Here is a 12,521-nt window from a genome sequence, read left to right as displayed (position 1 = left end):
CCTCGTTCCCGGGAGCGCCTCCCCGCGGGGCGGACGCTCGGGGATCACTCCCCGTCCATCACCGAATCGGGCTGGATGTCGATCTTCGCTCCGGTGAGCTTCGCGGCGAGCCGGGCGTTCTGGCCCTCCTTGCCGATCGCGAGCGACAGCTGGTAGTCGGGCACCAGGGCGCGGACGGCCTTGATGCTCTGATCGATCACGAACGCGCTGGTCACCTTGGCCGGCGAGAGCGCACTCGCGACGAAGGTCGGCAGATCGGAGGAGTAGTCGACGATGTCGATCTTCTCGTTGTTCAGCTCCGCGGTGACGGCGCGGACCCGCTGCCCGAGCTCGCCGATGCAGGCGCCCTTGGCGTTCACCCCGGGCTCGGTCGCGCGCACCGCGATCTTGGTGCGGTGCCCGGCCTCGCGGGCGAGCGACACGATCTCGACGACTCCGGAGGCGATCTCGGGCACCTCGAGGGCGAACAGCTTGCGGACGAGGGAGGGGTGCGTCCGCGACACCTGCACCGAGGGGCCCTTGGGGCCGCGGCCGACGCTCGTCACGTAGACCCGGATCCTGCGGCCGTGGCTGTAGTCCTCGCCGGGGACCTGCTCCTCGGGAGCGAGGATCGCCTCGATCGAGCCGAGGTCGACGTGGATCATCTTCGGGTTCGGCCCCTGCTGGATGACTCCGGCGACGATGTCGCCCTCACGGCCCTTGAACTCGCCGAGGACCTTCTCGTCGCCGATGTCGCGCAGCCGCTGGTTGATGACCTGCTTGGCGGCGAAGGCGGCGATGCGGCCGAAGTCGCGCGGGGAGTCCTCGGCCTCGCCGACCACCGCGCCCTCGTCGTCGTACTCGGGCACGAAGACGGAGACGTGCCCCGTCTTGCGGTCGAGGTGGACGCGGGCGTCGACGGCGGTCGCCTTGTCGGCGTCGTCGGCCTGGCCGATGTGCTTGAGGTAGGCGGTGAGGATCGCCTGCTCGATGATCTGCACGAGTTCCTCGAAGGGGATCTCGCGCTCGCGTTCCATGAGGCGCAGAACGCTCAGGTCGATGTCCACGGGCGGGCCTTTCTCTCTATTAACTTGGTGTCGCGCACTGCGACGATGTCGAAACCGGTCCGACGTCAGGCGGGTCGGGGGCCTGGGCAGAGGCGCGGAGCCCGCGCGTCGGAACCATTGATCCTACCCGAAGGATCGACGGTCGGAGCCGTCAGGAGGCTCCGAGGCGAGCGAGGGCCTCGGCGGCGGGCAGCTGCTCGCGCTCGCCCGTGCGGCGGTCCCAGAGCTCGACGATGCCGTCGGGCGCACCCCGACCGGCGATCACGATGACCGGGACGCCGATCAGCTCGGCGTCGCCGAACTTGACTCCCGGAGAGACCTTCGGGCGGTCGTCGATCAGCACGTCGCGGCCGGCGGACTCGAGGGCCGCGCCGACGGACTCGGCGAGCTCGAGGGCGGAGGGGTCCTTGCCGGTCGCGATGACGTGGACGTCGAACGGCGCCACGTCGGTCGGCCAGATCAGTCCGCGGTCGTCGTGGTTGCTCTCGGCGATGATCGCCAGGATCCGGGTCACACCGATGCCGTAGGAGCCCATCGTGACGGTCACGAGCTTGCCGTTCTCGTCCAGCACCTTGAGGCCGAGGACCTCCGCGTACTTGCGGCCGAGCTGGAAAACGTGGCCGATCTCCATGCCGCGCGCGGTCTCGATCGGACCGGAGCCGTCGGGTGCGAGATCGCCGGCGCGCACCTCCGCGACCTCGACGACGCCGTCGGCGGCGAAGTCGCGACCGGCGACGAGGTCGAGCACGTGCTGGCCGGCGGAGTTGGCACCGGTGATCCAGGCGGTCCCGTCGACGACCCGCGGGTCGAGCAGGTAGCGGATGCCGGTCGCCGACTCCGCGCCGAGCACGGCACCCTCTGCCGACCAGGGGCCGATGTAGCCCTTGACGAGACCGGGGTGCTTCGCGAAGTCCGCCTCCGTGGCCGCTTCGATCTCGGCGGGCGCGAAGGCGACCTCGGCGCGCTTGAGGTCGACGTCGCGGTCGCCGGGCAGGCCGATGACCACGAGCTCCCGCGTGCCGTCGAGCGCGGTGAGTGCGAGGACGACGTTCTTGAGGGTGTCCGCTGCGGTCCAGGCCCGGCCGTCGTCGCGCGGCTGCCGGGCGTTCGCGAGGTCGACGAGCGTCTGGATCGTCGGAGTGTCGGGCGAGTCGAAGACGCGTGCCGCAGCGAGCCCCTCGATCGGCAGCGCGTCGGGCACCGGAGTCCGGTACGCCTCGACGTTGGCCGCGTACCCGCCGGCCGAGCGCACGAACGTGTCCTCGCCCACCGGGGTCGGGTGCAGGAACTCCTCGCTGCGCGAGCCGCCCATCGCGCCGGCGTCGGCCTGCACGATCACGTACTCGAGGCCGAGGCGGTGGAAGATCCGCTCGTAGGCGTCCCGCTGGAGCTGGTAGCTCGCGTCGAGGCCGGCGTCGGTGTAGTCGAAGGAGTAGGCGTCCTTCATGGTGAACTCGCGGCCGCGCAGGAGACCGGCGCGGGGGCGGGCCTCGTCGCGGTACTTGTCCTGGATCTGGTAGATCGCGAGCGGCAGATCCTTGTACGAGGAGTAGAGGTCCTTCACCAGCAGGGTGAAGAACTCCTCGTGGGTCGGCGCCAGCATGTAGTCCGCGTCCTTGCGGTCCTTCAGGCGGAAGACTCCGTCGCCGTACTCGGTCCAGCGTCCCGAGAGCTCGTAGGGCTCGCGGGGCAGCAGCGCCGGGAAGTGCACCTCCTGCGCACCCGCGGCCTCCATCTCGTCGCGGATGATCCGCTCGATGCGGCGCTTGACGCGGAGGCCGAGGGGCAGCCAGGCGAAGACGCCGGGCGCCTGCCTCCGGATGTATCCGGCGCGGACGAGGAGGCGGTGGCTCGCGACCTCGGCGTCGGCCGGATCCTCTCGGAGGGTACGGACGAACAGGTGCGAGAGACGGGTGACCACGAGGGACGATCCTATCCGGAGTCCTCGGGCGACCCGCTCCCGCCGCGGCTCAGTTGGCGACGGTGACGACCGGGGAGCCGGTCGAGGTGTCGTCGGCGGGCATCTCCGCGGCGAGCCGGTTCGCCTCCGCGATCAGCGTCTGCACGATCTCCGACTCCGGGACGGTCTTGACGACCTCGCCCTTGACGAAGATCTGGCCCTTGCCGTTGCCGGAGGCGACGCCCAGGTCGGCATCGCGGGCCTCACCCGGCCCGTTGACGACGCAGCCCATGACGGCCACGCGGAGGGGGACGGTCATGCCCTCGAGACCGGCGGTGACGTCGTTCGCGAGCGTGTAGACATCGACCTGCGCGCGCCCGCAGCTGGGGCACGAGACGATCTCGAGCTTGCGCTCGCGGAGGTTCAGCGACTGCAGGATCTGCAGACCCACCTTGACCTCCTGCGCGGGAGGGGCCGACAGCGAGACGCGGATGGTGTCGCCGATGCCCTCGCCGAGGAGGATGCCGAACGCGGTCGCCGACTTGATGGTGCCCTGGAACTCGGGGCCCGCCTCGGTCACGCCGAGGTGGAGCGGCCAGTCGCCGCGCTCGGCGAGCTGACGGTAGGCCTTCACCATGATCACCGGGTCGTTGTGCTTGACCGAGATCTTGAAGTCGTGGAAGTCGTGCTCCTCGAAGAGGCTCGCCTCCCAGACGGCGCTCTCGACGAGCGCCTCGGGAGTCGCCTTGCCGTACTTCTGCATCAGGCTCGGCTCGAGGGATCCCGCGTTGACGCCGATGCGGATGGAGACTCCGGCGGCCTTGGCGGCTGCGGCGATCTTGCCGACCTGGTCGTCGAACTTGCGGATGTTGCCGGGGTTCACGCGGACCGCGGCGCAGCCCGCGTCGATCGCCGCGTACACGTAGTTGGGCTGGAAGTGGATGTCGGCGATGACCGGGATCTGGCTCTTCTTCGCGATGATCGGCAGCGCCTCCGCATCGTCCCGGCTCGGGACGGCGACACGCACGATGTCGCATCCGGAGGCGGTGAGCTCTGCGATCTGCTGGAGCGTCGCGTTGATGTTGGTCGTCGGCGTCGTGCACATCGATTGCACGCTCACGGGGGCGTTGCCGCCCACGAGCACCTTGCCGACCTTGATCTGACGGGACTTGCGGCGGGGGGCGAGGGTCTCGGGGACCTTGGGCAAACCCAGATTCACTGCTGGCACGCGCTCCATCGTACGCGCGCCGTCCGCCCGTCCACCGTCCGGCCCCTCCCCGTTCAGCGACCCGCCAGCCAACCCGCCCCTCCGACGGTCGCCGCGCCGCCGCGGGCAAGCCCTGCGACCCACTCCGCAGACCTCGCCCCTCTTGCTGGTCGAAGAGCCCCAAGGGGGCGCATCGAGACCACCTTCGTTCGATCAGCGTGCTGTCGCCCCCTTCGCGTGCCGAGAAACCACCGGCGACCACCCCCGAGGCGAACGCACGAATCGCGTCCCAGCGATTCGCGCTAGCCGACCGCACCACGCTCCACCCACGCCACCTTCCCGCCAAGCCGACCACGGCGCGCCGGTCAAGGACCAGCGACCACCCCGAGGCGAACGCACGAATCGCGTCTCAGCGATTCGCGCTAGCTGACCGCACCACGCTCCACCCACGCCACCACCTCGCCAAGCCGACCGCGGCACGCCGGGCAGGGACCGGCGTGCAGATCAAAACAACCGGATCGGCTTCACGATGTCGGCGTAGATGAGCAGCGCGCTCATGCTCCCGAGGATCAGGACGACCACGTACGTCAGCGGCAGCAGCTTCGCGATGTCGACCGGGCCCGGGTCGCGCTTGCCGAAGAGTTTCGCGAGGCGGCGTCGGAGCCCCTCCCAGAGCGCGCCGGCGATGTGCCCGCCGTCCATGGGGAGCAGCGGCACGAGGTTGAAGACGAGCAGCGCGACGTTGAGCGAGGCGAGTACTCCGACCATCGTCTGCACTTTCGAGACCACGGGAAGCTGGTCGGAGGCGGCGATCTCGCCGGCGATCCGTCCGACGCCGACGACGCTGATGGGTCCGTTCGCGTCGCGCTCCTCGCTGCCGAACGCCGCCTGGGCGACGTCGTAGAGGCGTTGCGGGAGGTTCAGGATCACGTGCGCGACGCTCGTGATGTTCGTCCACACCGTCTCGGGCACGGCGGTGATCGGCTGCTGGACGAGGGCTGTGGTCGGCGAGATGCCGATGAATCCCACGGTCTGCGTCTCGGTGGCTCCGGTCGAGTCGGTGACGACGGCTCCGGAGGCGTCGGTGACGGCCACCTCGTTCTCGACGGGGGTGATGGTGAGGGTGCGGCTCTCGCCGTCGCGCTCGACGACGACGCTCAGGGGGGTGTTCGCCGACTCCCGGATGAGCGGCGTCAGGTCGTCCCAGGACGAGACGGGCGTGTCGTCGATCGACGTGATCGTGTCGCCGGGGAGGATGCCCGCGGCCGCGCCCGGGGCGAGCGGGTCGTCGGCGCTGCAGCTCTCGGTGCTCGTGTCGGTGGCGGGCACGACGCACTGCGACACGGTGGAGATCGTCGAGGTGCTCTGGGCGACGCCGATCCCGCAGAGCAGGACGGTGAACAGGACCGTCGCGATCACCAGGTTCATGAACGGCCCGCCGAACATGATGACCACGCGCTTCCACACGGCCAGGCGGTAGAAGGCCCGGTGCTCCTCGCCCTCGCCGACAGTCTCGGCACTCGCGGCGCGGGCCTCGTCGATCATCGAGGTGCGGGTCGTGGATCTCGCGTCGGAGGGCTGCGCGCCGATCCCCTTGAACATGCCGACGGCCGACTCCGTCACGGGATCGCCCTCGTGCTTCGGGGGGTACATGCCGATCATCGCGATGTAGCCGCCGAGCGGGATGGCCTTGACCCCGTACTCGGTCTCGCCGCGACGCCGGGAGAAGAGCGTGGGCCCGAAGCCGATCATGTACTGGGTGACCTTGACCCCGAAGAGCTTCGCCGGCACGAGGTGGCCGACTTCGTGGAGCGCGATGGAGAGAGCGACGCCGACGGCGATGATGACGACGCCGAGGACGAAGAGCAGCACGGATTCCACCCGGTCACTGTAGGCCGCGGTCCGGCCGGCCCGCTGGGCTGCGGCTGGACGTCCTCGATGAGTACGCCGGAGCGGCCCATCGGCCCGGCGCGTCCCTCACGGGCGGTCGAGCGGTCGCCTCCCAGGAGCTCGTCGGATCTCAGGCCGCGGCGATCCGCGCGTCCGCGGTCCGCCGCGCCCACTCCTCCGCCTCGGCCAGCGACTCGCGGGTGAGCGCGCCGTCGACGGTGTGCGCGTCGACCACGCTCTCGACCGTCTCGAGGATGTCGAGGTAGCCGATGCGTCCGGCGTGGAACGCCTGCACCGCCTGCTCGTTCGCCGCGTTGAACACTGCCGGGTACGACGCCCCCGCCGCACCCACCCGCTTCGCGAGGCGGACGGAGGGAAACGCCTCCTCGTCGAGCGGTTCGAAGGTCCACGAGTGGGCCCGCGTCCAGTCCAGCGGCTCCCCCACTCCGGCGACCCGGTGCGGCCAGTCGAGGCCCAGCGAGATCGGGAGGCGCATGTCTGGTGGCGACGCCTGCGCGATCGTCGAGCCGTCGATGTACTCGACCATCGAGTGGATGACGGACTGCGGGTGCACCGTCACGTCGATCCGGTCGTAGGGGACGTCGAAGAGCAGGTGCGCCTCGATGACCTCGAGCCCCTTGTTGACGAGGGTCGAGGAGTTGGTCGTGACGACGAGTCCCATGTCCCAGGTGGGGTGCGCGAGCGCCTGCGCGGGCGTGACGTCCCTCAGCGACGCGCGATCGCGCCCTCGGAACGGGCCCCCGGAGGCGGTCAGCACCAGCCGGCGCACCTCACGGTGCTCCCCCGCCAGCAGCGCCTGCGCGATCGCCGAGTGCTCGGAGTCGACCGGCACGATCTGGCCGGGAGCCGCGATCGAGGTGACCAGCTCGCCGCCGACGATCAGCGACTCCTTGTTGGCGAGCGCGAGCGTCCGACCCTCCTCGAGAGCGGCCAGCGTCGGGCCGAGCCCCACGGAGCCGGTGATGCCGTTGAGGACCACGTCGGCCTCGACCGACCGGACGAGCTGTTCGGCCTCCCCCGCACCGAACGCGAGGTGCTCGACCCCGAACGCCCGGGCCTGCTCGGCGACCACGGCGCGGTTCGACCCGGCTCCGAGCCCGACCACCTCGAACCGGTCGCGGTGGGCGTCGATGACGTCGAGCGCCTGCGTGCCGATGGACCCGGTCGAGCCGAGGATGATGACCCTGCGCATCCGCCCATCCTGGCACGGTGCGCCCGCGGTGCTCCGGGTCAGCTCACCGCGAGGATGTCGATCACGAAGACGAGGGTGTCGGTGCCGCTGATGCCGGCGTCGGCGTTCCCCGCCTCTCCGTAGCCCTGAGCGGGCGGGATCACCACGAGCACCTGCGAGCCGACCGTCTGGCCGACGACGGCCTGCTTGAAGCCCTCGATGACGCCGCCCGTGCTGAACGACGCCGGAGTGCCTGATCCCCAGCTCTGGTCGAAGACCTCGCCCGTGCCCCAGACGACGCCCTGGTACTGCACGATCAGCGAGTCGCCGTCGACGACGGCCTGTCCGTCGCCCTTCTTGAGCACCTCGAGCTGCAGCTCGGCGGGGGCATCGGTCTCGGGGATCGTGACCGTCGGCGTCCCGTCGTCCGCGAGGGCGACGGTCGGCAGCCCGTCGACGGGAGCCTGGGGCTCGCCGGTCGCCGTCGTGGGGACGATGCTCTCGACGTCGATGACCATGACGATCGAGTCGGTCGCTGCGATGCCGAGATCGGTGCTGCCCGCGTCTCCGAAGGCGTCGGCCGGCGGCACGACCGCGACGACCCGCGAGCCGACGGTCGCGCAGTTCACGGCCTTCACGAGGCCGGCGAGGTACTGCTCGGTGTCGACCTCGAAGGCCGCACGACCGCCCGACGCGTAGCTGCTGGCCGAGAACTCGGCCCCGCTGGTGCCGTTGTAGAGGGTGTAGTCGACGAGCACGGTGTCGCCCTCCGCGACCTCCTCGCCCGTCCCCTCGATCACGGTGGCCCGCTCCGTCGCGTCGACGCTCATCGGCGTCGGGAACACGGTGACGGGCTTCGTCGCGAAGTCGCCGCTGGTCTGGACGGCGGCGGTGGCGTCGCCCTCCGAGACGCACGAGAGCGGGGTCGCCGAGGCGCTCGGCTCCGCCTCCTCCGCCGTGCCGGTGCAGGCCGTGAGGCCCAGGGACGCGGCGACGACAGCCAGGATCGCGAATGTTCTGCGCACGGCGCACCTTTCCTCTCCGGCGGGGCCGGATACCTACGGGGAAGAGGCCATCGTCGTCGATCCGCCTTTGCGGTGCCTGGACGCTGTGCCGTCACAGGGTCCTCGGACCCCGGCGCCTAGCATGGGGGAATGCGTGAATTCTCGGTCCCCCAGTCCCGCGCGCTCGTCACCGAGCTCCCCGGCCCGCGCTCGATCGCCCTGCAGGAGCGACGCGTCGCGAGCGTCTCGCGGGGCGCGGGCACCCTCGCGAACATCTACATGGACCACGCCTCGGGCGCGGTCCTCGTCGACGTCGACGGCAATCGCCTGATCGACCTCGGCTGCGGCATCGGAGTCACCACCATCGGCCACGCGCACCCGGCGGTCGCCGCCGCGGCCGCCGCTCAGGCCGACAAGCTCACGCACACCCTCTTCACGGTCACCCCCTACGAGAACTACGTCCGCGTCGCCGAGAAGCTCGCCGAGATCACTCCCGGCGACTTCGAGAAGCACTCGATCCTCGTCAACTCCGGCGCGGAGGCGGTCGAGAACGCCGTCAAGATCGCCCGCAAGTACACCGGTCGCCGCGCCATCGCCTCGCTCGACCACGCCTTCCACGGGCGCACCAACCTGACGATGGCGATGACCTACCGGCCCTGGCCGGAGCGCGCCGGAATGGGCCCGTTCCCCGGCGAGATCTACAGCCTGCCGATGAGCTACCCCTTCCGCGACCCGGAGGGGATGACCGGCGCCGAAGCCGCCGAGCGCTCGATCGACTACATCCGCACCCACATCGGAGCCCAGGAGCTCGCCGCGCTGTTCGTCGAGCCGATCCAGGGCGACGGCGGCATCATCATCCCCGCCCCGGGGTACTTCGAGCGACTCTCGGAGTTCTGCACCGAGAACGGCATCGTCTTCGTGGCCGACGAGATCCAGGCGGGCATCGCGCGCACCGGCGCCTGGTACTCCATCGAGCACTGCGGCGTCGTCCCCGACCTGATCACGACGGCGAAGGGCATCGCCGGAGGCTTCCCGCTCGCCGCGGTCACCGGTCGCGCCGAGATCATGGACGCCGTGCAGCCCGGCGGCATCGGCGGCACCTTCGGCGGCAACCCCGTCTCGACGGCCGCCGCGCTGGCGACGTTCGAGGCGATCGAGTCGGAGGGTCTGCTGCAGGAGGCGCAGCGCGTCGAGCGCGCGCTCCTCGCCCGCATCGGCGACTGGGCCGAGCGGTTCCCGGTGGTCGGCGAGGTCCGCGGCAAGGGCGCGATGTTCGGGGTCGAGCTCGTGCACCCGGGGACGAAGCGCCAGAACCCGGAGGCGCTCGCGGCGGTCCTGAAGCACGCCACCACGAACGGCGTGATCGCGCTGGACGCGGGCAGCTGGGACAGCGTGCTGCGGATCATGCCGAGCGTGGTCATCAGCGAGGAGCTGATCGACGACGCGGCGACGGTGCTGGAGGAGGCGCTCTCGGCGCTCTGCTGACCGCTCGACACCACATGACCGCGCGGGCATGCGTCCGCCGGTAGCCTCGTCCGGATGCGGACCGACGACGATCACGAGAGGCCGACCCCGCCCGGGATCGGCCTCTCGGCGCGTGTGGCGCGATTCACGATGAGCCGCGTCGGACGGATGGTCTACCGCCCGATCGTCGAGGGGCGCGACAACGTGCCCACCACCGGCCGCGTCATCCTGGCCAGCAACCACCTCTCCTTCATCGACTCACCGGTGCTGACCCTGCTCGCACCCCGGCCGGTGCAGTTCCTCGCGAAGGCCGACTACTTCACCGGGACCGGTGCTCGCGGCGCCCTGTCCCGCTCCTTCTTCACGGCCGTCGGGGCCGTGCCGGTCGAGCGCGGAGCCGGTCAGGCTGCCCAGGAGGCGCTCGATCTCGGACGCGCGATCCTCGAGCGCGACGAGGCCTTCGCCGTCTACCCGGAGGGGACGCGATCGCGTGACGGCCGACTCTATCGAGGACGCACCGGGGTCGCCTGGCTCGCGCTCACCACGGGAGCGCCCGTGGTGCCGGTCGGACTGATCGGCACGCAGGAGCTGCAGCCCGTCGGGTCGAGCATCCCGCGTCTGCACCGGATCACCGTGCGCTTCGGCGCGCCCCTCGATCTCTCGCCGCACGGCTCCGCCGACTCCGGCCGCGCCAGGCGTCACGCGACCGACGAGGTGATGACGGCCATCCACGCCCTGTCGGAGCAGGAGGCGGCGGGCGTCTACAACGAGTCGCCGCCCGCGACGGCCGTCGAGCGCCTCAAGCGCGCCCTGCCGCACGAGCGGCTCTGACTCACTCCGTCGAGGCGTCTCCGGCCACGGTCGTCGGCTCGTGGCCGACCGGGAAGCTCACCGAGTTGGCGATGAAGCACAGGCGCGACGCCTCGGCGTGCAGCGTCTGCGCGATCTCGATCATCGACTCCTCGGCCACGCGCACCCGGGGCCGGAGGGTCACCGAGACGAAGCGGCCGCCCTCCCCCTCCTGCACCATGCGCCCGACGGCGTCGTCGGCGTAGCCCGTGACGACGACTCCGTTCTTCACGGCGACATGGAGGTAGGACAGCAGATGGCACTGCGCCAGCGCCGCGAGCAGCAGCTGCTCGGGGTTCCACCGGTCGGTGTCGCCGCGGAAGGGCTTGTCCGCCGAGGCGAGGATGGACTCGGGGCCCTCGGCACTCAGAACGGTCTGCCGCCCGTACTCGCGGTAGCCGCTCGTTCCCGTCCCCCGATCGCCCTGCCAGACGACGGAAACCGCGTAATCGTGCTCGGCTCTCAACGGAATGCTCCCTCTCGTCGGTGGATCAGGCCGGTCTCGACCGTCTGGACCCCTGGCTCCGCAGGGCCCGCCGATAGACTCGACGGACCATGACAGACACGCTCGCCCCCCAGGTTCCCACGTCGGCAGTCCCCCAGGAGCGGCGCCTCGCGACCGAGATCCCCGGTCCGCGTTCGCGGGCTCTGCACGAGCGTCGCCTCGCAGCGGTCCCCTCCGGAGTGGGCACCGCGCTGCCCGTGTACATCGATCGCGCGCACGGCGCGATCCTGGTCGACGTCGACGGCAACCAGTTCATCGACCTCGGAGCCGGCATCGGCGTCACGACGATCGGGCACACGGACGACGCCGTCGTGGCCGCCGCGACCGAGCAGCTCGGCCGCCTCACGCACACGCTCTTCACGGTCACGCCCTACGAGCCCTACATCCGCGTCGCGGAGCTGCTCGCCGAGCACACGCCCGGCGACTTCGCGAAGAAGACCGTGCTGGTCAACTCCGGTGCCGAGGCGGTCGAGAACGCCGTCAAGATCGCCCGCAAGCACACGGGTCGGCCGGGAGTGGCCGTTCTCGACCACGCCTACCACGGCCGCACCAACCTCACCATGGCGATGAACTTCAAGGCGCTGCCCTACGGCCTCGGCTTCGGCCCGTTCGCGAGCGACGTGCACCGCGCCCCGAGCTCCTACCCGTACCACGACGGCCTCTCGGGTGCCGAGGCCGCCGAGCGCACCGTCTCCTACCTCGAGAAGACGGTCGGCGCCTCCGCGCTGGCCTGCCTCGTGGTCGAGCCCGTTCAGGGCGAGGGCGGCTTCATGGTCCCGGCGGACGGTTACCTCCCGGCGCTGCAGGAGTGGTGCACCGCCAACGGGATCGTCTTCGTCGCCGACGAGATCCAGTCGGGCATGGCCAGGACCGGAGCCTGGTTCGCGAGCGAGCACTTCGGCCTCGTCCCCGATCTGGTGCTCTCGGCCAAGGGGATCGCGGGTGGGCTCCCGCTTGCGGGTGTCACCGGTCGCGCCGAGATCATGGATGCGGCGCAGGCGGGCGGCCTGGGCGGCACGTTCGGAGGCAACCCGGTCGCGGCAGCCGCCTCGGTGGCCGTCTTCGAGCGCATCGAGCGCGACGGTCTGCTCGCCGAGGCCGACCGGATCGGCGCCCGGCTCGGCGCGGCCCTCCGCGATCTGCAGACGCGCTACGACATCATCGGCGACGTTCGCGGTATCGGAGCGATGATGGCGATCGAGCTCGTCCTCGCGGGCACGGCCTCGACGTCGAAGACGCCGAACACGGCCGCCGTGACCGCCGTCATCGACTACGCCGCTGCACACGGAGTGCTCGTCCTGAGCGCCGGGACCTACGGCAACGTCGTCCGGTTCCTCCCGAGCCTCGCCCTCACCGACGAGCTGCTCGACGACGCCGTCTCGGTCCTCGCCGACGCCTTCGCGACCCTGTAGCGCACCAGAGGGAGCGGCCGCGCGCGGCGAGCGGCGGGCCGTCGGGCAAGAT

General features: G+C 70.8%; 10 protein-coding genes. 3 read left to right on the top strand and 7 right to left on the bottom strand.

Annotation, left to right across the window (positions count from 1 at the left end):
* Positions 1-44: 44 nt before the first annotated feature.
* The 6 genes from nusA to B9Y99_RS05275 form a co-directional block, all read right to left on the bottom strand.
* Entirely contained in the window at positions 45-1,046 is a 1,002-nt protein-coding gene (gene nusA / locus B9Y99_RS05300) for a transcription termination factor NusA (protein ID WP_085475499.1), read from the bottom strand.
* A 151-nt stretch (positions 1,047-1,197) separates the two neighbouring features.
* Entirely contained in the window at positions 1,198-2,967 is a 1,770-nt protein-coding gene (locus tag B9Y99_RS05295) for a proline--tRNA ligase (RefSeq protein ID WP_085475498.1), read from the bottom strand.
* A 49-nt stretch (positions 2,968-3,016) separates the two neighbouring features.
* Positions 3,017-4,174 carry a flavodoxin-dependent (E)-4-hydroxy-3-methylbut-2-enyl-diphosphate synthase gene (gene ispG / locus B9Y99_RS05290; RefSeq protein WP_085476256.1) on the bottom strand — a complete coding sequence of 386 codons (1,158 nt, stop codon included), beginning with the start codon at positions 4,172-4,174 and terminating at the stop codon, positions 3,017-3,019.
* Between the two features lie 483 nt (positions 4,175-4,657).
* Entirely contained in the window at positions 4,658-6,025 is a 1,368-nt protein-coding gene (locus tag B9Y99_RS05285) for a M50 family metallopeptidase (RefSeq protein WP_085475497.1), read from the bottom strand.
* Between the two features lie 148 nt (positions 6,026-6,173).
* On the bottom strand, positions 6,174-7,256 hold the full coding sequence (dxr, locus tag B9Y99_RS05280) for a 1-deoxy-D-xylulose-5-phosphate reductoisomerase (protein ID WP_085475496.1): 1,083 nt from the start codon (positions 7,254-7,256) through the stop codon (positions 6,174-6,176).
* 38 nt (positions 7,257-7,294) lie between these two features.
* On the bottom strand, positions 7,295-8,260 hold the full coding sequence (locus B9Y99_RS05275) for an FKBP-type peptidyl-prolyl cis-trans isomerase (protein ID WP_085475495.1): 966 nt from the start codon (positions 8,258-8,260) through the stop codon (positions 7,295-7,297).
* Positions 8,261-8,389: 129 nt separating this feature from the next.
* Between B9Y99_RS05275 and B9Y99_RS05270 the strand changes: the two genes are divergently transcribed.
* The gene (locus B9Y99_RS05270; RefSeq protein WP_085475494.1) at positions 8,390-9,724 is read left to right on the top strand and encodes an aminotransferase class III-fold pyridoxal phosphate-dependent enzyme; all 1,335 of its coding nucleotides are present in this window, start codon (positions 8,390-8,392) and stop codon (positions 9,722-9,724) included.
* Between the two features lie 54 nt (positions 9,725-9,778).
* Positions 9,779-10,534 carry a lysophospholipid acyltransferase family protein gene (locus tag B9Y99_RS05265; RefSeq protein ID WP_085475493.1) on the top strand — a complete coding sequence of 252 codons (756 nt, stop codon included), beginning with the start codon at positions 9,779-9,781 and terminating at the stop codon, positions 10,532-10,534.
* Position 10,535: 1 nt separating this feature from the next.
* Here B9Y99_RS05265 and B9Y99_RS05260 read toward each other — a convergent pair whose 3' ends face one another.
* On the bottom strand, positions 10,536-11,018 hold the full coding sequence (locus tag B9Y99_RS05260; protein ID WP_085475492.1) for an OsmC family protein: 483 nt from the start codon (positions 11,016-11,018) through the stop codon (positions 10,536-10,538).
* A gap of 89 nt (positions 11,019-11,107) precedes the next feature.
* Between B9Y99_RS05260 and gabT the strand changes: the two genes are divergently transcribed.
* Entirely contained in the window at positions 11,108-12,469 is a 1,362-nt protein-coding gene (gene gabT / locus B9Y99_RS05255; protein ID WP_085475491.1) for a 4-aminobutyrate--2-oxoglutarate transaminase, read from the top strand.
* The last annotated feature ends 52 nt before the right edge of the window (positions 12,470-12,521 follow it).

Origin of the sequence: Rathayibacter oskolensis, from assembly GCF_900177245.1 — a bacterium.
Classification (GTDB): domain Bacteria; phylum Actinomycetota; class Actinomycetes; order Actinomycetales; family Microbacteriaceae; genus Rathayibacter; species Rathayibacter oskolensis.
The sequence above is the reverse complement of the archived record's forward strand: the minus strand, read 5'-3'. Positions and strand labels throughout refer to the sequence as shown.

Coding starts and splice junctions, on each gene's coding strand:
- dxr (WP_085475496.1), bottom strand. CDS start 7,256: ATGCGCAGGGTCATCATCCTCGGCTCGACCGGGTCCATCGGCACGCAG.
- gabT (WP_085475491.1), top strand. CDS start 11,108: ATGACAGACACGCTCGCCCCCCAGGTTCCCACGTCGGCAGTCCCCCAG.
- B9Y99_RS05270 (WP_085475494.1), top strand. CDS start 8,390: ATGCGTGAATTCTCGGTCCCCCAGTCCCGCGCGCTCGTCACCGAGCTC.
- B9Y99_RS05265 (WP_085475493.1), top strand. CDS start 9,779: ATGCGGACCGACGACGATCACGAGAGGCCGACCCCGCCCGGGATCGGC.